The sequence below is a fragment of the Kitasatospora sp. NPDC058063 genome, assembly GCF_042885395.1.
Taxonomy (GTDB): domain Bacteria; phylum Actinomycetota; class Actinomycetes; order Streptomycetales; family Streptomycetaceae; genus Kitasatospora; species Kitasatospora lactacystinica.
Genome location: NZ_JBHVSD010000012.1, coordinates 15,013 through 41,365, shown reverse-complemented (window position 1 = coordinate 41,365; position 26,353 = coordinate 15,013). Strand labels below are relative to the sequence as shown.

The window sequence follows — 26,353 nt, the reverse complement described above, 5'->3', positions numbered from 1 at the left end:
ACTCCTAGTGGATGGTCAAGGGGTCGGTCATCAAAGGGGATTCGCTGCCGGTGCGAGGTGGCGCCGCCGGAAGGGCCGGTGTCACCAGAAGTCGGGCAGCGTGTAGCGGTAGGTGTTGGTCTGGTGCCAGTAGTGGTTGCCGTCCACCCACGCGGCCACACCGCGCAGGAACCGTGGGACGGCCGGTACCGGGCAGGACAGGGCCAGGGCCGCCGCCTCGGCCTCGAAGGCCAGCATCAGTTCGTTGTGGACCTCGACCGCCTTCAGGTAGCCCTCCTTGCGGGAGACGCCCTCGCGCTCGGAGATCACCACCGGCAGGTTCAGGTGCAGTCCGGGGCTGGCCAGCTCCTTCATGTACGAGTAGAGGTCGTTGACGATGGTGGTGGCGTTGGAGGCCAGCGCGATCACCCGCTGCATCGCGGGCAGCGCGTGCAGCTCGGCGGGCAGCTCGTAGCCGCCGACGGTGTCCGTGATCGTCGGGCAGGGGCGGAAGTTGTTGAACTGGCGCATGGCCAGGTACTCCCACACCTCCGGCACGTGGTCCGCCTGGTCCCAGGCGGCCTCGGCCAGGTACCCGAGGTGCAGCCGCGCCATGTCGTGCCGGAACCGGTCCGACTGGGAGGGCGTGGCGGCCCGGGTGAAGTACTCCATCGCCGAGCGGTAGGCGCGCCGGGGCGCGTCCGACGACAGCGAGGCCTCCCAGTCCGGGTGGTACTCCGTCGTGGTGTGCAGCGGGTCCAGCGCGGTGTGCGCGAGCAGCAGGCGGCTGCCCAGGCCGATCGGCGACCCGCCGAGGTCCTCGCAGTAGCAGTCGTCCACCGCGTTCTCGGCCACCATCAGGCGGGCCGCGAGCATCAGGTGGTCGACGCTCGGCGCGTCCGGGTGGCAGGCCACCATGTAGCGCCCGGTGGAGAAGCCGTCGAAGTCCTTCTCCCAGTCCGGCGGGTACAGCTCCACCTCCTCCATCGCCCAGATCTTGATCTCCGCGCTGAGCGCCTCCACCCGCACCGGGTCGGGCTCGGCGATCGGGTGGTGGTACAGGCCGGGGATGGGGTCGCCGGCCTTGGGCTTTCCGCCGCTCGGCGCCTCGGCGGCCGGGCTCGCGGCCGCCGCGGTCGCGGCGGGCGGAACGGGCAGGACGTGGACGGGCGGCAGCCGGAACCCGGGGGTCGCCGCCGTGACCTCGGTCGCGGCTTCCGGGACCTCGGGCACCGGGACCTCGGAGGCTGGGGCCTCGGGCACCGGGACCTCGGGGGCCTCGACCCCGGGCACCGACACCTGCGGCCGGAACTGCAGCCCGGAGGTGCCCAGCCCGCTGGGCCCGCGCAGGATCCGGTCGATCGCCGGGGTGCTCATGGGCCCACCGCCGGCGCGGTCACGGGCCCGCATGGTGTCTCCGGTCTGGCACGCAGGGGCATGGAGCCTCCTCTGGGAAGGGGTCGCGCACATATGACGGATCGTCATTCCGTCGGCCTCGAACGGGAACCCGGGCTTCCGCCCCTGTCCCGCTCGGTTCACCACCGTAGGCGCGAAGGCGCGTTCCGCATCGCAACGGACGATCTTCCTCACCCGATAGGGTGAACGTTCGGGCTGACGACGTTTGAGCGGGCCGCAGTCGTGCATTGATCACACCGGCACCGGGGCGCCCCGGCCGCGAACCCTCCCGCCCGAGCCGCCCGCCCCCGCGTCAACCTGCTGACACCCACGCGTGTCCCGGACCGCCAATCGCGTTGTTCCGGTCGCGGCAGAGTCCGTTCGAATGCGGAACGACCGGAGGGGACACGCGGTGGCAGAGCTTCCGATGCCCCCTCCCCGGAGAACCCGCTGAAGCGCGGACCGGCCCGGTCGGTCACCTCCCGGCCCGGTGCACGGCCCCACCGGTAAGGGGGACCAGAATGGCCTGGGCGCCGTGAGGACGGGGCCAGGAAGGAAGACCAGCGCATGGAGAGCCAGGCCCGCAGCCGCACCGCACTCGTCGAGGAGCTCATGGAGCGCTATCCCGACGTGCCCCGGGAGGCGGTGATCAAGGAGGACCTGCTGCGCGGCGGCATGGCCTTCGACGAGTCGGCACTCAGCGGCAGCGCCGGCGCCGACGGGGGCGGCGAGGTCAAGCCGAAGTCGTACTTCATCTTCTCCTTCGACCACCGCACCCTGCCCGAGCTGGGCGCCGCCGCGCTCAACCGGCCGCCGGAGGAGATCGTGCTGACCGGCGGGCCGTACGGGCTGCGCCGCACGGTGGTGTCGGTGCGGGTGAACCCCGACTCGCCCTACCGGGTCGGCGCCGGCGAGGACGGCACCCTCGGCCTCTACCTGGACGGCGCGCGGATCGCCGATGTCGGCCTGCCGCCGATGCCGGACTACTACCGGCACACGCTGGCCAACGGGAAGTCGGTGATGGAGGTCGCCCCGACCATCCAGTGGGGCTACCTGATCTACCTCACGGTCTTCCGGGTCTGCCAGTACTTCGGCGCCAAGGAGGAGTGCCAGTACTGCGACATCAACCACAACTGGCGCCAGCACAAGGCCGCCGGCCGCCCGTACACCGGGGTCAAGCCGGTCGAGGAGGTGCTGGAGGCGCTGGCGCTGATCGACGAGCACGACACCGCCCGCGCCTCCCAGGCGTACACCCTCACCGGCGGGGCGATCACCTCGCGCGTCGGCGGCCGGGACGAGGCCGACTTCTACGGGCAGTACGCCAAGGCCATCGAGGAGCGCTTCCCCGGCCGCTGGATCGGCAAGGTGGTGGCCCAGGCGCTGCCGCGCGAGGACGTCCAGCGCTTCCACGACTACGGCGTGCGGATCTACCACCCCAACTTCGAGGTGTGGGACAAGCGGCTGTTCGAGCTCTACTGCCCGGGCAAGGAGCGCTACGTCGGCCGGGACGAGTGGCACCGCCGGATCCTCGACTCCACCGAGGTGTTCGGCCCGGAGAACGTGATCCCCAACTTCGTCGCGGGCGTGGAGATGGCCGAGCCCTTCGGCTTCACCACGGTGGACGAGGCGATCGCCTCCACCGAGGAGGGCCTGCGCTTCTTCATGTCCCACGGCGTGGTGCCGCGCTTCACCACCTGGTGCCCCGAGCCCACCACCCCGCTCGGCAAGGCCAACCCGCAGGGCGCGCCGCTGGAGTACCACATCCGGCTGCTGCAGACCTACCGGGCGACCCTGGACGAGTTCGGCCTCTCCTCCCCGCCCGGCTACGGCCCGGCGGGCCCGGGCAAGGCGGTCTTCTCGGTGAGCTCCTTCATGGACTCGCTGCAGGGCTGAGCACGGCCCGCTCCGAAGGCGCCGCCGCCCATCGTCCGTGCGGCGGCGCCCCGCCCGTCAGCTCCCGTTCAGCGGGCGGACGGTGAGGATCTGCTCGGCCCGGCCCAGCGGGCCGTGGACGTCGTGCAGCACGGTGCTGGTGACGCCGTGGCCGGCCGGGCCGAAGCTCACGCTGGTGTCCAGGCCGGTCCAGGCGCCCTCGGGGCGGCGGTGGAAGTGGATCGTCAGGTCGGTGTTGGGGAACATCCACTCGGTGGGGTTCTGCCGCACCGCGATGCCGTTGGCGGTGTCCACCAGCTTGACGAAGGAGGCGTGCGGGCCGCTGGGCTCCCCCGCGACCAGCTCGACCGGGGTGGAGATCCAGGCGGCGGCGCGGCCCGGGGCGGTCTCCCGGCGCCGGACGTCGATCGAGGCGATGTAGCCGCCGCCCCACACCCCGGCCATCGTCCAGGGCTCGAACTCCTCGGGCCCGGGCAGCGACTCGTCGTGGGTGCCGGCGACGGCGGTGGTGTCCAGCTCGGCGAGGAACCAGGCGCGGGCCCGGACCACGGCCCGCCCGCCGGTCACCACGGTGGCCTCGACCAGCTCGATGGTGCGCCCGGGGCGGACGGTCTCCACCGTGATCTCGAACTCGTCGAGGGCGATCAGGCCGAGTATGTCGTAGCTGATCCGGGCCAGCGCCAGGCCGTCGGAGGGGCGCCCGGCCGGCTGGTCGGCCCGCCGCTGGTCGGCCCGGTGGCGGTCGATGGCGTGCACGATCAGGCCGCCGAGCGGGCTGAAGTGCTGCTCGTCGGGGTGCCAGGCACCCTGCGCCTGCACGGTGGGCTTGTAGCTGTTCTCGCCGGTGCGCTGGTAGTAGCTGTCGGGCGCGGCGGTGGGGGTGGTCACGTGCGCTTCTCCTCGGGCCGGATCGCTGGCTGCCGGGCGGGCGCCGCCGTGGTACGACGGCGCCCGACCTCGGCGTTCAGGATCGTAAGGGGCCGAACCGCCGGCGGGGCGTCACGGGTGACGCATCCCACACCCCCGGAGGACCCGGAGTGTCAGTGCGCGGCGAGCGGGTAGTGGTCGGAGAGGTCGGTGTAGGTGTAGCTCTTGCCCCAACTGCTCACCGTCCAGGGCGCGCTGTGCACCCAGACCACCTGGTTGGTGTACTGCTGCGGGCGGGCGTGGTCGGCCCGGTAGAGGACGTAGTCGAGGTCCTCCTTGGGCTCGCCCGGGTAGCGGTAGGCGGCGACGGAGTTGTCGGCGGTGTCGAAGGAGTACGGCCAGCCGGTGCGGGCGGAGGCCGGGGCGAGGTTGCCATTGGTCAGCAGCGCCTGGTACTCGGAGCCGTGCGAGTCGATGTTGAGGTCGCCCGCGACCAGGATCGGCTCGTCGGCCGGGATCCGCTTGGCGTCCAGGAAGGAGCGCATCGCGGTGAGCTGCTTGGCCCGGATGTCCGCCGCCTGGCCGCTCGCGCAGCCCGAGTCGGTGGACTGGAGGTGGGTGCCGACCACGTGGGTCCGGCGGCCGTTGACGTCCAGCACCGCGTAGACGAAGCCCTTGTTGGAGAACCAGTCCGAGCCGCAGGCGTCCTTGTAGACGTACTGCTCCTTGCGCAGGATCGGCCACTTGCTCAGCAGGGTGACGCCGCCGTCCTCGGGGGTGGTGGAGCTGTAGCTGCCGGAGGTGGCGTCCCAGCCGCTGGTGGAGCGGCCGACCACCGGCGTGTGGTACGGGTAGGCGGCCGAGGCCTTGGCGGTCAGCGCGTCGGAGGCCGAGTTGTCGAAGGCCTCCTCCAGTACCACCACGTCGTGGCCCTGGAAGAAGTCCGCCGAGGCGATGGCCTGCGCCCGGTACTGCTGGCCCCAGTTGGGGTAGAGCGAGGTGCTCATCAGGAACGTGTTGTAGGTCAGCACGTCGAGCGGGGGTGCGGTCGCGGGGGCGGTCTCGGCCGAGGCCGGGACGGCGCCGAGCACGGCGAGGACGGTGGCGGCGGCGCCGGCGGCGAGGGCGCGGCGGACGGACGACAGGGGCATCGGGCCTCCGTGAGGGCGTTGTCGTGGACCCGTCGGGTCGAGGGATGTTGTTCATCCAACTTGGCCGTCGGCACGGACCGCAAGACATCGGGCGAGCATTCGGTGAACTCGTCGGTAACACCGTCGGCGAGGGGCCGACGGGCAGTCACCGCCCCGCCCTCCGTACCGCACCTCCGTACCGCACCTCCGTACCGCACCTCCGTGCCGCACCTCCGTACCGCACGTCCGTACCGCACGTCCGTACCGGCCCTCCGTATCGCGCGTCAGGAGCCGCGGTCAGACTGTCCCCAGCGCGACGAAGGAACGAACGGGGGAAGACATGGCCGGCAGGAAGAAACGGAAGAGGCCGCTCGCCGAGGGGGTGGTCCCGCCCCCGAAGCGGGTCCGCAGGCGCCCGGAGCCGCAGCTGTCGGCGCGGACGGTCCGCCGGACGGCGTGGCTGGTCGGGGCACTCACCCCGGTGCTGATGGTCGGCCTGGCGGCACTGGGCAGCAACCCGGACTACCAGCTGCCCTGCGGCATCCTGGCGTTCCTGGTGCTCTCGGCGGGCGTCGTCGCGCTCGGCCTCGTCCGCCCCCGCGGCTGGATCATCTGGCCGGCCGTCCTGCTCGGCGTGCTGCTGCTGGTCCTGCCAACCGCGAGCATCCGCGCCCAGATCATGGCGCAGCGCGGTGCGGAGACCGCGGTGGTGGTCACCGCGGCCCACAGCGCGAAGGACAAGAGCGGCAGGGTGAGCTGGACCTGCGCCATCCGCCGCGCCGACGGGCGGCCGCTGCCGCACGCCGAGGTCGGCGGCCACGGCTGCACGGGCACGCGCGACATCGGCGACACCGAGAACGTGCTGGTCGACCCGGCGGGCTGGGCGCCGCCGGTCCCGCTCGACGAGGATCTCGAATTCCCGCCGCGGCGGCGTCCACGTCACCGCGGTGCTGGCCGTCCTGTGGGGCCTGCTCACCCTGGTCGCGGCGCGCCGAACCCTGCGGGAGCCGGGCGCCGCGGCCGGTCAGCGGGGCGGCAGGTAGCGCACCAGGACGTCGGAGCCGGTGCCGTTCGGGGCACCGAACAGCAAGGTGGTGCCGAACGCGTCCACGGCCGGCGCGAAGGACGGGCCGACGGCCTCGGCGACCCGCTCGACCAGACCGGTCCGCAGGTCTCGCCGGAAGAGGTCCGGGGCGCCGTTGGTGTCGCCGGGCACCAGGCCGGCGTCGTCCGAGACGAAGTAGACCCAGCGGTCGTCCGCCGTCATGACGGCCGGCTGGGTTCCGGCGGGAGCCACCTCCGTCACCGTGCCCGTGTGCAGGTCCCGGGCGTAGAGCGCGACGCGGGTGCCGCCCTGGTCCGGCTGGAACACCCGGAACAGCGCGTACCGGCCGTCGGGGCTCAGCCGGCTCTGCCGCACGGCGTCGCGCAGGGTGCCGCTCGGGTCGATGCTCGCGCCCTCGATCCGGCCGGTGCGGGCGTCGTAGACGTAGAGCGGGAACAGTTGCCGGGTGGGCGGCGGCTTCCGGACGGCCGGGGCCGCCGTCGCGGCCGGCAGCAGGTTGGCCGCCTTCGACCGGAACGCGACGGTCCGGCCGTCGGCGCTGAGCGAGGGCTCCACCGAGCCGCCGTCGGCGGGGGCACCGCCCTGCCCGGCCGTGACCAGGCGGGTGCTGCCGGTCCAGCGGTCCGTCAGGTAGACGTTGGCGGTGCCCGGCTGTGCCCCGGGGGCAAGGTCGGCGCGGTCCGAGGAGTAGGCGACGAACCGGCCGTCGGCGCTGATCGCGGGGCTGACGGAGTTTCCGGCGCCGGTGCCGGCGGTGACCAGCTCGGTCCGGCCGGTGAGGCGGTCGCGGACGTAGACGTCGGTGCGCCCGCTGCCGTTCCCGGGCACAGCGTTGACGGCGTCACTGCTGAAAGCGACGTACCGGCCGTCGCCGCTGATCGCCGCCTGGACGGTGGAGCCGTCCAGCTGGGCACCGCCGTCGGCGAGGCTGACCCGCTCGGTGTGCCGCGTCCACAGGTCGCGGACGAAGACGTCGTAGAGGCGGTTGGTGTCGCCGGGCACCAGATTGGAGGCCAGCGAGGTGAATAGCGCGAAGCGGCCGTCGGCGCTCAGCCCGAGCGGCTCGGACCAGTCGTCGGCGGGCGTGCCGTCGGGGCTCACGTTCACCCGCACCGTGTCGCCGCTCGCGGGGCGCTCGGACGCAGATGTGGACGTGGACGCGGGCCGCGCGTGGGCCGCCGGTGCCGCGCTCCCCGCCAGCAGCGCGGCGGCCAGGACGCAGACCACCCGGAGCGTCGTCGTCTTCATGGGCTCCCCTCCCCTTGGATTCCTCGTCGATTCCCCCCGCGTTCCCCCTCCCCCCCGGGGCGAGCCAACCCTCCGGTCGTGGCCACGGTCAACCAGGCCACCCCGGAACGGGCACGATTTCGCCAACTCCCCTCCACATCAGGCGCGTTCCCACTCCCTCTTGCCGGTTCGGCAAAAACCCCTTGGTCGCACACGGCCACCGGTGCGAGGGTCCGGGAATGACCACCGACGAACCCTCTGCCCTGCCGATGCCCCTGCCCGGCGGCCTGCTCCTGCGCGAGTCCCGGCCGGAGGACCTGGAGCAGCTCGGCGCGCTGCTCGCCGAGCGCGGCGTCCCGGAGGACGCACTCGACCACCGCCTGGTGGTCGAGGACCCGGACGCCGGCTGGTCGGCCAGCGCGGTGGTGGCCGACGGCGACCGGGTCGTCTCCACGGCCACCCTGCTGGACGAGGAGCTGCGCCTCGGCAGCGTCCGACTGCCCGCCGGGCAGGTCGAACTGGTCGCCACCGACGAGGAGTACGAGGGCCGCGGCCTGGTCCGGGCCCTGATGCGGTGGGCGCACGCACGCTCCGCCGCCCGCGGGCACGTGGTCCAGGTGATGATCGGAATCCCGTACTTCTACCGGCTGTTCGGCTACGAGTACGCCATCGACATCCCGGTCTCGCGGCCACTGCGCTCCACCCCGCCCGCCGAGGACGGCGCGCCCGCGCTGCGCACCGCCCGGGCCGCCGACCTGCCCGCCCTGGCCGCGCTCCAGGAGCAGGCGCAGCACGGCTTCGACCTCGCGATGGGCCACGCCCCCGCCCGCTGGCGCTGGCTGCTGGCGCACGACGCGAGCACACTGCGGGTGGTCGAACGCGCCGGCGAGGTGGTGGCCGTGGGCCGCACCACCCCGGTGAACGACGGCGAGTTCCACCTCGCCGAGGCGGCCGCCGCGGACGAGCGGGCGGCACGCGAACTGCTGGCCGGCGTGGCGGCGTTGGCACCCGAGGCGCGACTCCACGTGGTGGACCGGCCGGGCACCCTGCCGGCCGGCGTCTGGCACGATCTGCTGGACCGCACGCCGCGCCCCGAGGCGGAGCAGTACTACGTCCGCATCCCCGATCCGGCCGTGCTGCTCGACCGGCTGCGCCCCCTGCTCCACCAGCGCCTCACCGCCGCCGGCCTGGACCGCGCCGACGGCGAACTGCTGCTCTCCACCTACCGCGCCCACTACCGCGTCCCGGTCGGCACGCAGGGGCCGGGCGAGGTGGTCACGGGCGGCACGATGCAGCACCTCGGCGCGTCCGGCGGCGTGGGCGTGGCGCCGGACGCGCTGGCGGCGCTGCTCTTCGGGCCGTACGGGATCGAGGGGTTGAGCCGCATCCGGCCGGACGTGTACGGGCGCGGGGACGAGGAGCTGCACCGGGCGCTGTTCCCGCCGCTGACGGCCGATCTGCTGACGTACTACCTGCCCTGACGTCCCGCCCGGTCCGCCCGCCCGGGCTCCACCTGCCGCAGCTTCGCCGCCGCGCCGCCCGCTGCGGGGAACCTCCTGTCGCGCCCCAGTGGCGGAGGAGTAGTGTGCGCGGCGTGAACGAACTGATCTTCCGGGGGAAAGACAAGTTCCGCCCGTCCTGGACCGATTTCGCGCTGCTGGCCATCGTCGTCGCGGCCCAAGTCCTCATCGGCTACAAGAGGCTCGGCCTCACACCCATGCTCCTGCTCGTCGCCGGGACGCTGCTGCTCGCCGTCCCGGGCCGCGCCAGCGCCCGCCGGTGCTGGAGCCGGGTCGACGCCGAGGGGATCACCGTCTGCTGGGGATTCGGCCGCGGCCGCACCTACTCCTGGCAGGAGATCCGCTGGATCGACGTGCGGGAGACCACGGGCTTCGGCACGGGCACGCGCGCGGCCCGGCTCCACACCGTCGACGGCCGGCGCCGCTCACTGCCGGCCCTCCAGAGCAGCACCTTCTACCCGTCGAGCGACTTCGACGTGGACTTCCGGCGGGTCGTCAACTGGTGGAAGCACAGCACCGACCCGAGCCGACGCGTCCCGCCGCAGCACCAGGCACGGGACAGGATGACGCCCCGGACCATCGGGGTCCTGGGCACCGTCGTCCTCGGCCTCGTCGTCTTCGCCGGCGTCGTACTGCAGCAGCGGTAGCCACCGGAACCCTTCACGCCCTGCCCGGCCGACTGCCCGCCTGTCCGCCCGTCCGCCCGTCCGAACCACGGACGGGCATCAGGTCGTCGCCCTCCCGGAGCAGGCGGTGGCGGGTGACTCCCGGCACACGCCACGCGGCCGCTCACTCCTCCACGGGCAGGCACTCGGCGAGCAGGCCGACGATGTCGCGCCAGGCCCGCCGGGCGTGCTCCGGGTGGTGGGCGACGCCGGGGAGCACGGTGTGACCGACCGTCGGGTGGTGGAACGCGTGCTGGGCACCGCCGTAGACCACGAGACGCCAGTCGACACCCGCCGCCTGCATCTCGGCGGTGAAGGCCTCCCTCCGCTCGGCGGGCATGATCGGGTCCTCCGAGCCGACCCCGGCCCACACCGGGCACCGGATCCGGGCCGCCTCGCCCGGGCGGCCGGTGGTGAACCCGTTGACCGTCCCGATCGCCCGCAGGTCGACGCCGGCGCGCCCGAGTTCCACCGCGATGGCGCCCCCGGTGCCGTAGCCGATGGCCGCGATCCGGTCCGGGTCGGTCCGCGGTTCGGCGCGCAGCACGTCGAGCGCCGCGTGGCCGATGCCCCGCATCCGGTCGGGGTCGGCGAGCATCGGCATCACCCGCGCCAGCATCTCCTGCGGGTCGCTGATCCAGCGCCCGCCGTGGAGGTCGAAGGCCAGGGCCACGTAGCCCAGTTCGGCGAGGGCGTCGGCCCGGCGGCGCTGGAAGTCGTTCAGGCCCGGCCCCTCGGGCCCGATCAGGACCGCGGGCCGGGGCCCGGCGCCGGCCGGGAGCGCGAGGTGCCCGATCATCGTCATTCCGTCGGCCGGGTACTCGACCGTGCGTGTGGTGACCGTTGTCATAGGACCGGACAGTAGCGGGGTCCGCGCCCCGGCCGGGCCGGACTTAGCCCTCGGCAGAGCGGGCGGCCCGCCGACGGCCATCGCTGCGCTTCGCGTCGGCCCGACTCCGCTGCGTGAGAAACTGGCGCGGTCAGCGTGACCCCCGGGCAAGGAGAAGACATGGCCGAGCGCGAGAACGGCACCGTGAAGTGGTTCAACGACGAGAAGGGCTACGGCTTCATCACCCCGGAGTCCGGTCCCGACCTGTTCGTGCACTTCAGGGCGATCGAAGGGGCCGGCTTCAAGTCCCTCGTCGAGGGCCAGCGGGTGACGTTCGAGGCGGTCCAGGGCCAGAAGGGGATGCAGGCCGACAAGGTCCAGGTCGTCGAGGGCTAGGACCGGCGGGCGGGGGTCCGCGCCGGCTGCACCGCCCGCCAAGGAGTTCCGCGGCCGCTGCACCGGCGCCCGTCTGTGGCCCGGGCCGGCCGCACGGTGCGCTCCGTCCAGCTTGTGAAAGGCTGCGGCATGCCTTCCTACCTGCGGTTCTTCTTCGAATACGGCGTCGACACCCCGCTGTGGCCGGGCCCGTCCGGCAGTCCCGACCTCGACAGCCCGTACGACTACCCCTGCGACCTCGACCGACTGCCGATCAGCCCGGCGACCCGGGCCGAACTGGCGCGGCTCGCCGACCGGTACCAGTCGTCGCTCAACGAGGCGTACCCGCCGGATCCGTCTCCGTGGTCCGAGGAGGAGAAGGAGCTGTTCCGGCGGCAGACGGCCGCTGCGCTGGAGGCCTTGCGCCGTGACCTGGGCGGCGGCTGGACGGTCGAGGACCTGTCGCGCCCGGTGCACTGACGCCCGGTCCGCCCCGGAGTGGTGCGGACCGGGGCCGGGGGCGGGAACATCGGGGCCCTCGGGGCCTGATCGGGACGGCTCTCAGACCTGGTTTACGACTTTTGGTCATGGTTTTGGCCGAAGTGGTTAAAGACCCGGCCAAAAATGCGGATGACCCCTTGCCGATAATGTGATCACATGTGCAGGCGCTGTGACGTTGCGCGTCGCAGGGGAGGGAACGGTCCGCTTTGCCGAGCGGGCCCGATCAACAGGAGTCGTACCATCAACACCGCCATCCGCAAGGCCGCCCGTGGGGCGATGCCCGTCGCCGTCACCGCCTCCGTGCTCGCCACCGGTCTCACCGCCTGCGGCACCGTCGAGCAGCTGTCCGCCGCGCAGAAGGTCTCGAAGGCCTTCGACAAGGTCCGTGACGCCAAGTCGGCCGGGTTCACCCTCTCCATCGACGCCACCCCCGAGCAGGTCGCCGCGTTCGCCAACTCCGGCGAGCACAAGGGCAACGGGCTCATCGGCTCCGCCCGGGGCGGCAAGGAGGACATGGACGAGAAGACCGCCAAGGCGATCTCCGGCCTCTCCGTCACGGTCGCGGTCTCCGCCGACAAGCCGCTCAAGGACATCGAGGCCTTCAGGAACGCCGGCCAGGCGGGCAAGAACACCGACCTGACGCTCGACAAGTCGGTGCGCGTCTCCTACCTGCTCGCCGACCGCAGCGGCACCGCGCTGCTGGAGTACCGCCAGGTCGACGCCACGGGGTACCTGCACGCCGACGCCAAGGGCCTGATGAAGCTGGTCGGCGAGGACCCGTCCACGGTGGACGAGCTCCGCAAGGACCTGCCGGAGGAGATGAAGCCGGTCGGGGACGTGCTGGCCGGCAAGTGGGTGTCCTTCGACCTCCAGTCGCTCGCCGACCAGGCGAAGGAGGCCGACGCCAAGAAGGCCGCGCCGAGCGCCGCCCCCAGCGTCGACCCGGAGCTCGGCAACCAGCTCCTCAACTCGATCAAGGACGTGCTCGGCCGCACCGTCACGTACGAGGACAAGGGCAAGAAGGACGGCACCGAGCACCTCTGGGTGAGCGCCCCGGCCCGGCAGCTGGTGGACGAGATGTACAAGGCCGTCAAGCCGCTGTCCGCCAAGTTCCCCAAGCAGCTGGGCGACTTCCCGGACAAGGCCCCGAGCGACGTGCCGGACCGGAAGATCGGCGTCGACCTCTACCTGAAGAACGGCGCCTTCTCCTCCGCCACCTTCGACCTCGCCCAGCTGGCCGACAAGGTCGAGCCGGGCGTCAACTTCCCGGTGAAGCTCGCCTTCAGCCAGGCGGCCCCGAACGTCCAGGCCCCGGCCGACGCGGTCAAGGTGACCAACGACCAGCTGATGGACGCGGTGCTCGGCCTGGCCACCGGGGGCGACGACGAGGAGGGCCTCGACCCCGAGGACTTCGGCGACCTCCCGGCCGCCCCGCCGCTGACCGGCGCCCAGCTCAAGGAGCTCGCCGGACTCGGCGTCACGGAGGCCGAGGCGCGCGAACTCAACGACGCGGGCCTGAGCTTCGGGAGCATCAAGCAGCTCGCCCAGGCCACCCCGCCCAAGGCCTGACCTGCACCTTCGACCGGCCGACCGCGCACCAGCGGTCGGCCGGTCCTGCGTTTCCGGCCGGTCTCGCGTTTCCGGCCGGGCGCATGCTCCCGGCCCGCGGTCACCGGCCGGGCGGCCGCACCGGTGCCGTGCCGGTCGGCAGGTCGGCCGGCCTGCCCTCCTGGTCCACCGGTGTGCCGTCGGGGTAGCGGGCGCACTCGCTGCCCGCGCTCACCTCGAGGGTGTGGTACACGGGGTCGAAGCGCAGCGAGGCGCTCTCCGCGAGGGACCCCGGGCCGGTGACCGGTGGCGTCAGCGTCAGACTGGGGACCGGGGCGGACTCGTCGGAGGAGGCGACCGTCCAGCCCTGGGCGGTCAGGCTCTGCCGGGCCCGGCCCACCGCCTCCTCCCACTCGGACCGGGCGACCCCGGCAAGGGTGAACCGCGCGCGCAGAGCGGCTGTGCGGGGCTGGTCGGCGCCGGTGTCGTTCATGCTCTCCAGGAGGTGGGAGAGGCCCCGGGCGGGACATGCGTCGTAGATCCGGGCCGTGATCCCGTCGTCCGCGCGGTGGTCGGGCGCCGGCGTCACCTCCGGGCGCAGCGCGAGGGCCTCGTAGACGGTCTGCGTCCGGGCGTCCAGGTGCCGCGCGACGGCGGCCGGGTCCGCCACGGGGTACGGCTTGCCCGTCCAGGCCTCCGCCGCCACCCCGTACGCCGTGTACCCGACCGTGCCGAGCACCAGCGCCCCGGCGGCCCCGGCCACCGCCGTGACCCGCACGGCCGTGCGGCGGCCCGGCCCGTCCTTCGTTGCGCGATTCCTCATGATCACCATGGTCCACCACCGGGCCGGGCCACCGCGTGAGTACGGATACTCACCCGGCGACGTCGGCGTACTCGTGGTCGAACGGGGGCGGCGCGTCAGGCGTGGGCGGCGGCGCACTCCGGGTGGCCCCAGGAGCCGCCGACCTTGGTGATCTTGTCGCCCTTGGCGTACGGGCGGCTGCACGGGCAGGTGCCGGGGAAGCGGGCGTTCAGGGTGCGCGAGCCGCCGCTCCGCTTGGCGGTGCCAGTGCCAGTGCCGGTGCCGGTGCCGGTGCCGGTGCCGGTGCTACCGGCGGAGGCGGCCGGCCGGGCGGTGCGCGCCCTGGGGGCCTTCGTGGCGGCGGCCGGGTCGGGGACCGGCAGGTCGGCGGCGGTGCCGGAGGCGTCCTGCTGGGTGCGGGCGGCGTCGCTGGCGGCCTTGTCGGCGATGGCGTTCAGCGGGTCGCCGTCCACCTGGTGGGCCGGCACGTACACGAAGGTGACGTCCCGGCCCTCCAGCAGGGCGTCGATCGCCTGGATCAGCTCCTGGTTGGCGACCGGCTTGCCGGCCGCCGTCTTCCAGCCGTTGCGCTTCCAGCCCTTCAGCCACTTGGTCACCGAGTCACGGGTGTAGGTGCTGTCCAGCCGCACCTCCAGCGGCGCCGCCGGGTCCGTCGCGGCCAGCAGCTGCCGCAGCGCCGTCAGCTCGCCCACGTTGTTGGTGCTGTGCCCGAGCGCGCCGGCCTGCCAGCGCAGGGGCGCCCCGGTGGCGTCCGCGACCACGTACGCCCAGCCCGCCGGACCGGGGTTGCCCTTGGCTGCTCCGTCACACGCTGCAATGACTCGTTCGACCATGCCCCGATCATGCCTGGTCGGACGGCCCGGAGCCAAAGTCGCTCAGGTGCGCAGCAGGAGCAGCAGCAGCGCCGCCGACCAGCTGAAGTTGGTGGAGCTGCGCCCCTCCCCCGTCAGCGGGTCGTAGTTCTCCCGGACCGGGCCGTCCCCGGCCAGTCCGGCGGCGGTGGCCAGCAGCCGCTCGACCGTCCGCCGGGCGTCCTGCTCCCAGCCGTAGCGGCGCAGGCCCTCGACGGCGAAGTAGGTCTGGTCGAGCCAGGCCAGGCCGCGCCAGTAGCCGGCCGGGTCGAAGGACGGCGAGCTGCGGGCCACGGTGGGGAACGGCATGGCGGTGCCGAACTCCGCCGGGTCGAGCAGCAGCCGGCGGACGGTGCGGGCCTGGGCGGCGGTGGCGGTGCCGGACCAGAGCGGGATGGCGCCCTCGATGCCGCGGCCCCGGGCGGTGAGCCGGGCGCCGGTGGCCAGGTCGGTGTCGTGGAACCAGCCGCCGGCCGGGTCGTACATGGTGTCGCGCACGGCGGCGTCGATCCGGTCCGCGCGGGTGCGCAGCCGCTGGGCGGCGGGCCGGTCGCCCAGTTCGGCGGCGATCAGCGCCAGGTGGCGGTGGTCGGCGGCCAGGTAGGCGTTGAGGTCGACCGAGCGCTGGTCGAGCGACCAGCCGAGCAGTGTGCCGTTCGGGTCCCGGTTGGGGAGGACGCCGGCGGCGTCGAAGCGCGGGGCGTTGTCCATGCCGGACTCCCAGGCCGCCGCCTCCCGGCAGTCCTCGGCGCTCGCGTTGGCCGGGTCCACGGTGGCGCCGTACTCGCACAGGCCCTCGCCGAGGTGGTCCCGGGTGCGGTACCACCAGTCCTGGTAGGCGGTGAGCCGGGGCAGCAGCTCCCGCAGGAAGGCGCGGTCGCCGCTGCGCTTGTAGACCTCCCAGACCGCCCAGGCGGCCAGCGGGGGCTTTGAGTTGCGCTCGTTCCAGTTGCCGCCGCCGGTGGCCGGGTCGTTGTAGAAGACGCAGTCGGGGACCATCCCGGCGTCCTGCGGGCGCTCGGCGGAGCCCGCCGGCACCTGGTGGTCGAAGACCGCCCGGATCTGGTCGGCGGCCAGGCCGGGGGCGAAGGCGGCGGTGCCGACGGCCTGCTTCCAGGTGTCCCAGGCCCAGACCCCGCTGAACCACTTGTAGGAGAGCGTGGGGGTGACGGCGTCGTGCCGGATCCGTCCGGCCGGGCTGCGCCAGTTGGTGACCAGGGTCTGCACGCATTTGACGGCGGTGCGCCGGCGGGCGGCGGGGACGCCCTCGGTGGCCCGGGTGACGTACCCGTGCCAGCGGGCGGTGCCCTCGGCCGCGACCCGCTCCGGGGCGCGCAGCACGGTGTCCGCCTCCTTCGCGGCCCGGGCGTACTCGGCCTCGGTGAAGGTGTAGCTCTCGGTCCAGTCCAGGGTGCGGCTCTCCCCCGGTGCCAGCCGCACCGGTTCGGCGAGTTCGGTGCGGTGCTCGTCGCCGTCGGCGCTCAGCACGACCCGGACGGGCCGGGCGTGGCGGACGGCGAAGCACTCGGTGCCGTCGGTGAGGTAGTCCCAGGTCTGCCGGACCTTGGCGAAGCGCACCTCCACGCCGCGTTCGGCGGCGACCAGTCGCGGCGCCTCGTGCTGGGGGCCGGTGGCGGGGCGCAGCAGTCGGCCGGTCCAGGCGGCGGCCAGGGTCCGTACGGCCGGGCCGGTGTTGGTGAGGCGGGCCCGGAGCAGGGCGGTGCGGTTGCCGGCGAAGCGCAGTTCGAGGGTGAGGGCGAGGCCGCCGCCGAGGTCGTGGGCCAGCCGCAGCAGGCCGGGCAGCGAGGTGCCGCGCGCGGGGGCGCCGGCGGTGAGGTCCAGGGGTCGGCCCTGTTCGGTGAGCTGGAGGCGGGTCAGGCCGTCGCTGAGCCACCACGGGTATTCCTGGGCGAGGTACAGCGGGCCGGTGAAGCCGCCGGGCCGGTCGGCCGGTCGGGGCAGGGCGTAGGCGTGCCAGGCGCCGAGGTCGGCGAAGACGGTGATCGGGTTGTTGCCGCGGGCGTCGCCGGGGTAGGCCTGGGCGGGGGTGCCGTGCAGGTCGAGGACGTCGGCGTAGCGTTCGGCGTCGGGTCCTCCCGATTCTTCCGGTCCTTCCTGGCCGTGGGCGGTGGCCGGGGCGGTCAGGGTGCCGGCGGCGGCGACCGCCGAGGCGGCGAGGAAGTGGCGGCGGGTCAGCGGGTTCACGGGCGCTCCTCGGTGGCGGGGAGTCGGAGGACGGCGGCGCCGAGCGGCGCGAGGGTGACGGCGTCGCCGGTGGCGGTGCCGGTGAGCAGGTCGGTGCCGGTGAGCAGGTCGGTGCCGGAGGTGCGCAGCGGGACGAGGCGCTCGACGGGGCCGTGGTTGAGCAGGAAGAGGTAGTCGGTGCCGTCCGCGGCGTGCCGGCGGGTGGCCTCGACGCCCTCCGGCAGGCCGGGCAGTTCGGCGCCCACCCCGGCTTCGGCGAGCGCCCGGTCGAGCACCGGGCCGGTGGCGGCGCCGAGGTGGCAGCTCAGGTACCAGGCACTGCCGGCGCCCAGGCGGTTGCGGGTGACGGCCGGGAGGCCTGCCAGCTCGCCGGAGCCGTAGTGGGCGACGGCCTCGGCGGTCCCGGTCTCGATCCATTCGCTCCAGCGTTCGGCCCGCAGCCCGGTGCCGTCCGAGGCGAGGACGACGGAGGTGGTCGCGCCGTCCGGGATCGGCCAGTGCTCGTCGACGACGATCCCGAGCAGCTCGCGCAGCGGCCCGGGGTGGCCGCCGGGGTGGATGTGGTCGTGCCGGTCGGCGATGCCGCTGAACGGGCCGCAGACCAGCCGGCCGCCGTCCCGTACGTAGGTCGTGAGCCGGTCGGCGGTGGCGGTGTCGAGCAGGTACAGGTTGGGGGCGAGCACCAGCGGGTAGGCGTCGAGTCCGGCGGTGGGCGGGACGAAGTCGACGGTGACGCCGCGCTCGTACAGTGCCGCGTACCAGGGGCGGAGCAGCTCGGGCCAGCGCATCCGGGCGGAGGGGTGGTCGTCCAGCTCCAGCGCCCACCAGCTGTCCCAGTCGAGCAGGACGGCGGCCCGCCCGCGCAGCCGGCTGCCGGCGAGTTCGCCGAGGCGGCGCAGTTCGGCGCCGAGGCGCAGGGTCTCCTGCCAGCCGCGCGAGGCGGTGCCCCGGTGCGGGAGCATCGCGCTGTGGAACTTCTCGGCGCCGGCCACCGAGGCGCGCCATTGGAAGTGCAGCACGCCGTCGGCGCCGCGGGCCAGTGCCTGCAGCGACCAGAGGCGGTGGAGGTCGGGGGGTTTGGGCACGTTGACCGGCCGCCAGCTGACCGCGGAGGGGGCCTGTTCCATCAGCAGCCAGGGGCGGCCGCCCTTGAGCGAGCGCATCAGGTCGTAGTTCATCGCGGCGTTGACGTGGGCGCGCGGGTCGGCCGGGTCGGGGTAGGCGTCGTCGGAGACGAAGTCCTCGTGCCGGCTCCACTCCCAGTAGTCCAGGGCCTTGAGCATCGACATGAAGTTGGTGGTGACCGGGACGCCGGGCGAGACCTCGTCCAGGACGGCCTTCTCGGCACGGTGCAGGGCGAGCAGCGCGTCCGAGCAGAACCGGCGCCAGTCCAGCAGCTGGGTGGGGTTGACCGGGCCCGGCGCGGTGCGCGGCGGCTCGATCTGCTCGAAGGATCCGTAGTGCTGCGACCAGAAGGCGGTACCCCAGGAGCGGTTCAACTCCTCGATGTCGCCGTGCCGTTCGCGCAGCCAGCGGCGGAAGTCGGCGGCCGAGGCGGGGCAGAAGCACTCCTCGACGTGGTCGCCGTACTCGTTGTGGACGTGCCACAGGGCGAGGGCGGGGTGGTGGCGGTAGCGCTCGGCGAGTGCCCGGGTGAGCCGGACGGCGGCGTCCCGGTAGGCGGGCGAGGAGGGGCAGTAGTGCTGGCGCGAGCCGAACTCCAGCCGTACGCCGTCGGCGGTGACCGGCAGCAGCTCGGGGTGGGCGCGGACCAGCCAGGCGGGCGGGGAGGCGGTGGCGGTGGCCAGGTCGACGGCGATGCCGTGCCGGTGCACGAGGTCGAGCAGGCGGTCCAGCCAGCCGAAGTCCCAGCTGTGGGCGTCCGGTTGGAGCTGGGCCCAGGAGAACACACCGACGGTGACCAGGTTGACCCCGGCCTCGGCCATCAGTTTCACGTCCTCGGCCCACACCTGTTCGGGCCACTGCTCGGGGTTCCAGTCCCCGCCGTACAGAAGTCCCGGTACCCGGGTGAGGCGGTCCTCGGTCACGGTCGTGGTCATCCCTTCAGTGCTCCGCCCAGCAGGCCCGCCACGAACTGCCGCTGGAAGACCAGGAAGAGCACCATCAGCGGGAGCGTGGCCAGGAAGGAGCCGAGCATCAGGCCGGAGTAGTCGACGTGGGTCAGCCCGGTCAGTGTGTTGAGCGCGACCGGCACGGTGTACTTGTCCTCGGTGTTGAGCATCAGCAGCGGCCAGATGAAGCTGTTCCACTGCCCCATGAAGGTGAAGATCACCAGCGCGCCCAGCTGCGGCCGCACGCACGGCAGGACGACCTGGTAGAAGGTGCGCAGCTCGCCGGAGCCGTCGATCCGGGCCGACTCCAGCAGTTCGTCGGGGAAGTCCAGGAAGCCCTGGCGCATCAGCAGGATGCCGAAGGAGTTGGCCAGGAAGGGCACGATCACGGCCTGGTAGCTGTCGATCCAGCCGAGGCTGGCCATCATCTGGAACAGCGGGACGAGCAGCACCTGCAGGGGGATCATCATGGTCGCCAGGACCAGGCCGAGCAGCAGTCCGCGGCCGCGGAAGCGGTACTTGGCCAGTCCGTAGCCGCACATCGCGGAGAGCAGCGAGCTGAGCACGGTGTAGACGACGGCGGTCCCGAGGCTGTTGAGCAGCACCCGGCCGAAGCCGATGGTCTCCTGGAGGTGCGCGAGGTTGCGCAGCAGCTCGCCGCCGGGCAGGAACGGCGGTGGGGAGTGGAACAGTTCGGAGCTGCTGTGGGTGCTGGCGATCAGCATCCAGGCGAAGGGCACCAGGCTGAGCACGGCACCGAGGGTGAGGCCGGCGAGGACGGCGATCCGGCCGAGCCGGGCGGGCAGCGGAGTGCGGCCGGGCCTGAGCGGCGCGGTGGTGGTCATCGGCGGCGCTCCCTTCCGTAGAGCCGGAACTGGAGCAGCGAGACCGCCGCGATGATCAGCACGACCACCCAGGCGATGGCCGCCGCGTAGCCGAAGTCGAGCTGCTGGAAGCCGACCTTGTAGAGGTAGACCACGGGGGTGAGGGTCGCGTCGCCGGGGCCGCCGCGGGTCAGCACGTAGTTCTCGTCGAAGAGTTGCAGGGTGCCGATGGTGGAGGTGATGACGCAGAACAGCACGACCGGTCGCAGCTGCGGCAGGATCACCCCGGTGTAGGTGCGTACGGCGCCGGCGCCGTCGAGGGCGGCGGCCTCGTACTGGTCGCGGCCGATGGCGTGCAGTCCGGCGAGCAGGATCACCGCGTTGTAGCCGGTCCACCGCCAGGTGACCGAGCCGATCAGCGAGATCCTCGCCCAGGTGGGCGAGTTGAGCCAGTCGACCGGGCCGAGGCCGAGGGCCTGGAGGAACTGGTTGGCGAGTCCGCCGTCGGTGCGCAGCAGGACCTGGAAGACCACCGCGTAGGCGACCAGGGTGGTGATCGCGGGCAGGAAGAACACCGCCCGCCAGCCGGCCCGGAAACGCAGCCAGGACTGGTTCAGCAGGACGGCGAGCACCAGGGCGAGGCCGATCATCACGGGTACCTGGACGGCGAGGATCAGGCCGGTGTTGACCAGGGAGTGCAGGAAGGCGGGGTCGTGCAGCATCCGCCGGTACTGGTCCAGGCCGACCCAGACGTCGGCGCCGTCGCGGCGGGCGGTGAAGCTCTGGTAGAGGCTGGCGCCGAGCGGGTAGGCGAAGAAGGCGACGAAGAGCGCGGTCGTGGGCCCGGCGAACAGCCAGGCGGCGGTGCGTGGGGAGCGCCGGCGGCGGGCGGGGGCGGGGGCGGCCTGGGCCGGGGCCGCGGGTTTGCGCAGGGACACCGGAGGACTGGTCATCGGGCCCGCCCCTACGCGACCGTTTGGCGGCCGGTCGCGGTGGCGATCTGGCGGGCGGCGGAGCGCAGCACGGTGCCCGGGTCGGCGCCGTTGTGCAGCACCTGGTTGACGGCGGTGGTGACGATGTCGCCGGCCTTGGAGTCGTCGGCGGTGAGTTCGACGGTGGGGATGTCTCGGGTGAGCCCGGCGAACAGCTGCATGGCGGGCTGGCCGCCGTAGTAGGGGGAGGGCTGCTGGAAGTACGGGTCGTCCAGGGCGGGGAGGTAGGCGGGGAAGAGGCCTTCGTGCTGCATCATCGAGGCCTGGTTGGCCTTGTCGGCGAGCAGGAAGGACAGGAACGCCCAGGCCGTCTCCGGGTTCCGGCTCTGCGCGGTGACGCACAGGGTGGAGCCGCCGCTGTTGGAGGTGCGGGTGCCGCCGGGGGTGAAGGCGGGCAGCGGGACGACGCCGAACTTGCCGCTGAGGTCGGCCATTTCGGTGGTGAGGGTGCCGTCCCACCAGGCAGCGGTGGGGGTGGTGGCGGCCTTGCCGTCGTGGGTGCCGGAGACGAACCCGTCCCAGCCGTTCTCGAAGTCCACCAGGTCGCGGTCGACGAGCTGTTTCAGCAGGGTGAGGGCGCGTTCGGCGGCGGGGGTGGCGACGGCCACCTTGCCGCCGGTGAACCAGCGCTGGCCCTGTTGCTGGAGCAGCATGGCGAAGAGGCTGTCCTGTTTGGCGTCCAGGATGAGCAGCTTCCTGCCGGTGGCGGCCTTGAGGGCGGTGCCGGCGGTGACGTAGTCGTCCCAGGTGGCGAGGCCCGCCGGGTCGATGCCGGCCTGCTGGAAGAGGTCGCGCCGGTAGAACAGGGCGCACGGCCCGCTGTCCCAGGGCAGGGCGAGGATCCGGCCCTTGTCGTCCGTGACGGTGCGCCAGGAGGCCTGCGGGTACTGGGACTTGAGGTCGGCGGCGCGGCTGGTGAGGTCGACCAGGGCGTTCGGGAAGTTGCCGATGTAGGTGGGGAGTTTGTGGCCCTCGACGGTGAGGATGTCGGGCAGGCCGCTGCCGGCCCCGAGTCCGACGGTGATCTTGTCGTAGGCGTTGTCGTAGCCGATGTCCACGACCTCGACGGTCGTTCCGGGGTGGGCCTGTTCGAAGACCTTGCCGAGCCGCTGCATGGCCTTGGCGGCGACGTCCCAGGACCAGATGGTGACCTTCCCGGCGAGGGTGGCGCCCGGGCTTCCGGTGAGCTGCTTGGCGCTGGTGCCGCCGGCACCGCCGGTCGCGCAGCCGGTGGCGCCGGCCAACAGCAGGGCGCCGCCGGCGAGTCCGGCGGCGAGGATCCGGCGGCGTGCCGGGCCAGAACTGAATCCGCCCTGGTGGAGGGCGAGTTGGGGATGTTTTTCGTGCCGGGTTTCTGCGGACATCTTGCCTCCCGACTGGTGAATGCCGAATGCTGTATACAGAACTCAGCATTCACAACCCCGTCAAGGCTTGTGACTGAAATCGCGGAAGGTGCCAGCATGAGCACACGCGTCCCCCGAACCCACCCGTACATCCCCAACTCCGCCCCGCAGGTGAGGAAAGCGATGCTGGCGGCGGTCGGCGCCCAGGACGTCGAGGAGTTCTACGCCGACATCCCCGCCGCCCTCCGGCTGGACCGCCCGCTGCGACTGCCCGAGCCGCTCGGCTCCGAGGCCCGACTGGTCGCCCACATGGAGGAGCTGCTCTCCCGCAACACCGCCGTCCCGCCGGGGCGCAGCTTCCTCGGCGCCGGCTGCTACCGCCACCACGTGCCCGCCGTGGTGGACGAGATCGTCAACCGCAGCGAGTTCCTCACCGCCTACGCGGGCGAGCCGTACGAGGACCACGGCCGCTTCCAGGCGCTGTGGGAGTACCAGTCGATGATGGCCGAGCTGCTGGCCGTCGACGTCGTCAACGTGCCGACGTACGACGGCTTCCAGGCCGCCGCCACGGCGCTGCGGATGGCCGGACGGGTCACCGGGCGGCGCCGGCTGGTGCTGGTCGGCGCGATCGACCCGGACCGGCTCTCCCGGATCCACGACTACGTCCGGGGCGTCCACGAGCTGGTGCCCGTCCCCGCCGAGCCCGCCGCCGTCCGGTCGGCGCTGGCCGAGGGCGACGCGGCCGCCGTCTACGCCCAACTCACCGACCACGACGGCCTGGTCGACCACGAGCTGCCGCAGTACATCGAACTCGCCCACGGCGCCGGGGCGCTGGCCGTCGTCCACGTCAACCCGCTGAGCCTCGGCGTGCTCACCCCGCCCGCCGAACTCGGCGCCGACCTCACCTGCGGAGACCTCCAGCCGCTCGGCATCCACCCCGGCTACGGCGGCGGCAACGCCGGCTTCATCGGCAGTGCCGACGACGAACGCCTGGTCGCCGAGTACCCCAGCCGGCTGTTCGGGCTCACCCCCACCGACGTCCCCGGCGAGTACGGCTTCGGCGACGTCGCCTACGAGCGCACCTCCTTCGCGCTGCGCGAGGAGGGCAAGGAGTGGGTCGGCACCGCCGCCGCCCTGCACGGCATCGCCGCCGGGGTCTACCTCGCGCTGATGGGCCCGCACGGCATGCGGGAGATCGGCGCGACGATCCTCGCCAACACCGCCTACGCCCGCCGGCGCCTCGCCCTCGTCCCCGGCATCGACCTGGCGGACCCGCAGGCCGTGCACTTCGCCGACTTCACCGTCCGCTACACCGGCGAGCGCACCGCCGCCGAGATCTCCGAGGCGCTGCTCGCCCACGGCCTGCACGGCGGCACCCCGGCCGGCCCCCACGAGGGCCGCTACTGCGTGACCGAGCTGCACACCCGGGCCGACATCGACCGCCTCGCCGACGCGCTTGAGGAGATCGTCAAGTGACGAACCACCCGAACACCGGGTCCGTGGACCCGCGGATCGCCCCCAAACCCGCCCTGCGCCGCTTCCACCAGGCCCGCTGGGACGAGAAGCTGATCTTCGAGCTCGGCGCGCCCGGCGAGCGCGGCGTCCTGCCCCCGCTGCCCGAGCCCGCCGTCACCGCCGCTGTCGGCGACCCCGCCGAACGGCTGCCCGCCGCACTGCGCCGCAGCGCCCCGCCCGCCCTGCCCGAAATCGGCCAGCAGCAGGTGCTCCGGCACTACCTGCGGCTCTCCCAGGAGAACCTCGGCGCCGACCTCAACGTCGACGTCGGCCAGGGCACCTGCACCATGAAGTACAGCCCCAAGGTCAACGACACCTTCGTCCGCGACCCCCGGATCGCCGCCCTGCACCCCGCCCAGGACGCCTCCACCGTCCAGGGCGTCCTCGAACTCGTCCACCGGCTGGAGCAGTTGCTCAAGGAGATCTCCGGCATGGACCGGGTCAGCCTCCAGCCCGGCGCGGGCTCGGCGGCGATCTGGACCAACGTCTCGGTGATCCGCGCCCACCACGCCGCGCGCGGCGAGCTGGAGCAGCGCGACGAGATCATCACCACCGCCTTCTCCCACCCCTCCAACGCCGCCTGCGCCAAGACCGCCGGCTTCCGGGTGATCACCCTGCACCCCGACGCCGACGGCTACCCCGACATCGAGGCGCTGCGCGCCGCCGTCGGCCCGCGCACCGCCGCACTGCTCATCACCAACCCCGAGGACACCGGCATCTACAACCCCCGGATCGCCGAGTTCGTCCGGATCGTCCACGAGGCCGGCGGCCTGTGCGCCTACGACCAGGCCAACGCCAACGGGATCCTCGGCATCACCCGGGCCCGCGAGGCCGGCTTCGACCTGTGTCACTTCAACCTGCACAAGACCTTCTCCACCCCGCACGCCTGCGGCGGCCCGGCCGCCGGCGCCTGCGGAGTCACCGCCGAGCTGGCGCCCTACCTGCCGCGCCCCACCGTCGAGTTCGACGGCGAGCGGTACGTCCTGGACGACGACCGGCCGGACTCGATCGGCAAGATCCGCCCCTACCTGGGCGTCGTCCCGAACCTGGTGCGCGCCTACGCCTGGATCACGGCCCTGGGCGCCGAGGGGCTGCGCGAGGCCGCCGAGACCGCCGTCCTCAACAACAACTACCTGCTGCACCGGGTCCGGCAGATCCGCGGCGTCTCCGTCCCCTACGCCGAGGGGCGCCCCCGGGTCGAACAGGTCCGCTACAGCTGGCAGCAGCTCAACGAGGACACCGGCCTGCACAGCGAGGACCTCGGCTACCGCGCCGCCGACTTCGGCACCCACTACTGGACCAGCCACCACCCGTACCTCGTCCCCGAGCCGATGACCCTGGAGCCCACCGAGTCCTACTCCCGGGCCGACCTGGACGAGTACGCGGCGATCCTCGCCGAGGTCGCCCGCGAGGCGTACGAGGACCCGGAGACCGTCCGCACCGCGCCGCACAACTCCACCGTGCACCGGATCCGGCACGAGCCGCTGGACGACCCGGCGGTCTGGGCGGTCAGCTGGCGCGCCTACCGCCGCAAGGTCCTCGGCGAGCAGCCGTGACCTCCGCCCCGAGCACCCGGATCGGGCTCGTGGTCAACCCGGTCGCCGGCCTCGGCGGCCGGGTCGGGCTCAAGGGCAGCGACGGCGCCGAGGTCCAGCGACGGGCCCTGGCACTCGGCGCCCGCCCGCAGGCCGTCGCCCGGGCCGCGCTGACCCTCCGGCAGCTGCCGCCCGACGTGGAACTGATCACGGCCGACGGCGCGATGGGCGCCGACGCCGCCCGGGCCGCCGGCCGCACCGCACGCGTCGTCCACCGGCCCGGCGCGGCGAACACCACCGCCGACGACACCCGGGCCGCGGTGCGCGCCCTCGTCGCGGCCGGCGCCGCACTGCTGCTGTTCTGCGGCGGCGACGGCACCGCCCGCGACGTCCTCGACGCCCTTGGGCCCGAGCCCCGCCTGCCCGTGCTCGGCATCCCGGCCGGGGTCAAGATGCACTCCGCCGTGTTCGCCGTCCACCCCCGGGCCGCCGCCGAGGTCGCGGCGGCCTGGGCCACCGGCCGGGGCGTGCGCCTGGAGGACGCCGAGGTGGTGGACCGGGACGAGGCCGCGCTGCGGGCCGGCCGGGTCTCCGCCCGGCTCCACGGCCGGCTGACCGTCCCGGTGCTGCCCGCCCGCGTGCAGCAGCGCAAGACCGGCAGCTCCGGACCCGACCCGGGAACACCCGCCGGCATCGCCGCCGAGGTCGCCGAACGGGTCGGCCCCGGCGGGCTGCTGCTCCTCGGACCCGGCAGCACCACCCACGCGGTGGCCACCGCGCTCGGCGCGCCCGGCGCCAGCCTGACCGGCGTCGACCTGCTGCGGCTCGGCCCCGGCAGCGCCCTCGGGCCCGGCCGCTCCGACGGCCTCGCCACCGCCGCCCGGATCCTGATCCGCGACGCCCGGGCCGACCAGCTGCGCGCCCTGCCCACCACCCCCCACATCGCCCTCTCCCCGATCGGCGGCCAGGGCTTCCTGCTCGGCCGCGGCAACCAGCAGCTCACCCCCGAACTGCTGCGCGCCGCGGGCCGGGAGAGGCTGCTGGTGCTCGCCACCGAGGCGAAGCTCGCCGCCCTGGCCGGACGCCCGCTGCTGCTCGACACCGGCGACCCCGACCTCGACGACGCCCTCGCCGGCCACGTCCGGGTGATCACCGGCCGCCGCTCCGGCGCCGTGTACCGCCTCTCCGTCTGACCCCT

22 protein-coding genes are annotated in these 26,353 nt (G+C 73.4%); 9 read left to right on the top strand and 13 right to left on the bottom strand.

The genetic code is table 11. The features are described from left to right. Positions 1-81: 81 nt before the first annotated feature. Positions 82-1,356, bottom strand: coding sequence for a family 2 encapsulin nanocompartment cargo protein terpene cyclase (locus tag ACFVUY_RS21950; protein ID WP_387732238.1), 1,275 nt, complete (start codon positions 1,354-1,356; stop codon positions 82-84). Between the two features lie 585 nt (positions 1,357-1,941). Here ACFVUY_RS21950 and ACFVUY_RS21945 point away from each other — a divergent pair. Beyond that, positions 1,942-3,267: a radical SAM protein gene (locus ACFVUY_RS21945; RefSeq protein WP_359915267.1), complete on the top strand. Its 1,326-nt coding sequence runs from the start codon at positions 1,942-1,944 to the stop codon at positions 3,265-3,267. Positions 3,268-3,324: 57 nt separating this feature from the next. Here ACFVUY_RS21945 and ACFVUY_RS21940 read toward each other — a convergent pair whose 3' ends face one another. From ACFVUY_RS21940 to ACFVUY_RS21925, 4 genes are all read right to left on the bottom strand, one after another. Beyond that, positions 3,325-4,155 carry a thioesterase family protein gene (locus ACFVUY_RS21940; RefSeq protein WP_387732236.1) on the bottom strand — a complete coding sequence of 277 codons (831 nt, stop codon included), beginning with the start codon at positions 4,153-4,155 and terminating at the stop codon, positions 3,325-3,327. Between the two features lie 152 nt (positions 4,156-4,307). Then, positions 4,308-5,285 (bottom strand): sphingomyelin phosphodiesterase, encoded by a 978-nt coding sequence (gene sph, locus ACFVUY_RS21935; protein WP_387732233.1) that lies wholly within the window; start codon positions 5,283-5,285, stop codon positions 4,308-4,310. 501 nt (positions 5,286-5,786) lie between these two features. Beyond that, positions 5,787-6,107, bottom strand: coding sequence for a hypothetical protein (locus tag ACFVUY_RS21930; protein WP_387732231.1), 321 nt, complete (start codon positions 6,105-6,107; stop codon positions 5,787-5,789). A 181-nt stretch (positions 6,108-6,288) separates the two neighbouring features. Further along, positions 6,289-7,578: a TolB family protein gene (locus ACFVUY_RS21925; RefSeq protein ID WP_387732228.1), complete on the bottom strand. Its 1,290-nt coding sequence runs from the start codon at positions 7,576-7,578 to the stop codon at positions 6,289-6,291. Positions 7,579-7,796: 218 nt separating this feature from the next. Between ACFVUY_RS21925 and ACFVUY_RS21920 the strand changes: the two genes are divergently transcribed. Both ACFVUY_RS21920 and ACFVUY_RS21915 read left to right on the top strand, forming a co-directional pair. Beyond that, positions 7,797-9,038 carry a GNAT family N-acetyltransferase gene (locus ACFVUY_RS21920; protein ID WP_387732225.1) on the top strand — a complete coding sequence of 414 codons (1,242 nt, stop codon included), beginning with the start codon at positions 7,797-7,799 and terminating at the stop codon, positions 9,036-9,038. A 113-nt stretch (positions 9,039-9,151) separates the two neighbouring features. Next, positions 9,152-9,724: a PH domain-containing protein gene (locus ACFVUY_RS21915; RefSeq protein ID WP_387732223.1), complete on the top strand. Its 573-nt coding sequence runs from the start codon at positions 9,152-9,154 to the stop codon at positions 9,722-9,724. 142 nt (positions 9,725-9,866) lie between these two features. On the opposite strand, the gene ACFVUY_RS21910 is transcribed toward ACFVUY_RS21915, so the two are convergent. Continuing rightward, on the bottom strand, positions 9,867-10,592 hold the full coding sequence (locus ACFVUY_RS21910) for a dienelactone hydrolase family protein (RefSeq protein WP_387732221.1): 726 nt from the start codon (positions 10,590-10,592) through the stop codon (positions 9,867-9,869). Between the two features lie 159 nt (positions 10,593-10,751). Here ACFVUY_RS21910 and ACFVUY_RS21905 point away from each other — a divergent pair, with 159 nt between their 5' ends. From ACFVUY_RS21905 to ACFVUY_RS21895, 3 genes are all read left to right on the top strand, one after another. After that, positions 10,752-10,967 carry a cold-shock protein gene (locus ACFVUY_RS21905; protein WP_387694551.1) on the top strand — a complete coding sequence of 72 codons (216 nt, stop codon included), beginning with the start codon at positions 10,752-10,754 and terminating at the stop codon, positions 10,965-10,967. 129 nt (positions 10,968-11,096) lie between these two features. Then, positions 11,097-11,426 carry a hypothetical protein gene (locus ACFVUY_RS21900; RefSeq protein WP_387732219.1) on the top strand — a complete coding sequence of 110 codons (330 nt, stop codon included), beginning with the start codon at positions 11,097-11,099 and terminating at the stop codon, positions 11,424-11,426. A 297-nt stretch (positions 11,427-11,723) separates the two neighbouring features. Further along, positions 11,724-13,016 carry a hypothetical protein gene (locus ACFVUY_RS21895; protein WP_387732217.1) on the top strand — a complete coding sequence of 431 codons (1,293 nt, stop codon included), beginning with the start codon at positions 11,724-11,726 and terminating at the stop codon, positions 13,014-13,016. 100 nt (positions 13,017-13,116) lie between these two features. Here the strand turns inward: ACFVUY_RS21895 and ACFVUY_RS21890 are convergent, their stop codons facing one another. From ACFVUY_RS21890 to ACFVUY_RS21860, 7 genes are all read right to left on the bottom strand, one after another. After that, on the bottom strand, positions 13,117-13,818 hold the full coding sequence (locus tag ACFVUY_RS21890) for a hypothetical protein (RefSeq protein ID WP_387732215.1): 702 nt from the start codon (positions 13,816-13,818) through the stop codon (positions 13,117-13,119). A 95-nt stretch (positions 13,819-13,913) separates the two neighbouring features. Continuing rightward, on the bottom strand, positions 13,914-14,651 hold the full coding sequence (locus ACFVUY_RS21885; RefSeq protein WP_387732213.1) for a ribonuclease H: 738 nt from the start codon (positions 14,649-14,651) through the stop codon (positions 13,914-13,916). 42 nt (positions 14,652-14,693) lie between these two features. Continuing rightward, complete coding sequence (locus ACFVUY_RS21880) at positions 14,694-16,874, bottom strand: trehalase family glycosidase (RefSeq protein ID WP_387732211.1); 2,181 nt, start codon at positions 16,872-16,874, stop codon at positions 14,694-14,696. Next, positions 16,871-18,934, bottom strand: a complete 2,064-nt coding sequence (locus ACFVUY_RS21875; protein WP_387732208.1) for a beta-galactosidase — start codon at positions 18,932-18,934, stop codon at positions 16,871-16,873. The genes ACFVUY_RS21880 and ACFVUY_RS21875 overlap by 4 nt, the downstream gene beginning before the upstream one ends. Further along, complete coding sequence (locus tag ACFVUY_RS21870; protein ID WP_387732205.1) at positions 18,931-19,791, bottom strand: carbohydrate ABC transporter permease; 861 nt, start codon at positions 19,789-19,791, stop codon at positions 18,931-18,933. The genes ACFVUY_RS21875 and ACFVUY_RS21870 overlap by 4 nt, the downstream gene beginning before the upstream one ends. Then, on the bottom strand, positions 19,788-20,723 hold the full coding sequence (locus ACFVUY_RS21865) for a carbohydrate ABC transporter permease (RefSeq protein ID WP_387694543.1): 936 nt from the start codon (positions 20,721-20,723) through the stop codon (positions 19,788-19,790). Before ACFVUY_RS21865 ends, ACFVUY_RS21870 begins: the two co-directional genes overlap by 4 nt. Before the next feature lie 11 nt (positions 20,724-20,734). Beyond that, a complete protein-coding gene (locus tag ACFVUY_RS21860) occupies positions 20,735-22,126 on the bottom strand; it encodes an ABC transporter substrate-binding protein (protein WP_387732202.1) in 1,392 nt (463 codons plus the stop codon). A gap of 96 nt (positions 22,127-22,222) precedes the next feature. On the opposite strand from ACFVUY_RS21860, the gene gcvPA reads away from it, so the two are divergent. The 3 genes from gcvPA to ACFVUY_RS21845 are packed head-to-tail and all read left to right on the top strand — an operon-like array spanning position 22,223 to position 26,348. Beyond that, positions 22,223-23,581 (top strand): aminomethyl-transferring glycine dehydrogenase subunit GcvPA, encoded by a 1,359-nt coding sequence (gene gcvPA, locus ACFVUY_RS21855; protein WP_387732199.1) that lies wholly within the window; start codon positions 22,223-22,225, stop codon positions 23,579-23,581. Next, positions 23,578-25,176, top strand: a complete 1,599-nt coding sequence (gcvPB, locus tag ACFVUY_RS21850; RefSeq protein WP_387732196.1) for an aminomethyl-transferring glycine dehydrogenase subunit GcvPB — start codon at positions 23,578-23,580, stop codon at positions 25,174-25,176. The genes gcvPA and gcvPB overlap by 4 nt, the downstream gene beginning before the upstream one ends. Then, on the top strand, positions 25,173-26,348 hold the full coding sequence (locus ACFVUY_RS21845; protein ID WP_387732193.1) for an ATP-NAD kinase family protein: 1,176 nt from the start codon (positions 25,173-25,175) through the stop codon (positions 26,346-26,348). The genes gcvPB and ACFVUY_RS21845 overlap by 4 nt, the downstream gene beginning before the upstream one ends. Positions 26,349-26,353 lie beyond the last annotated feature (5 nt).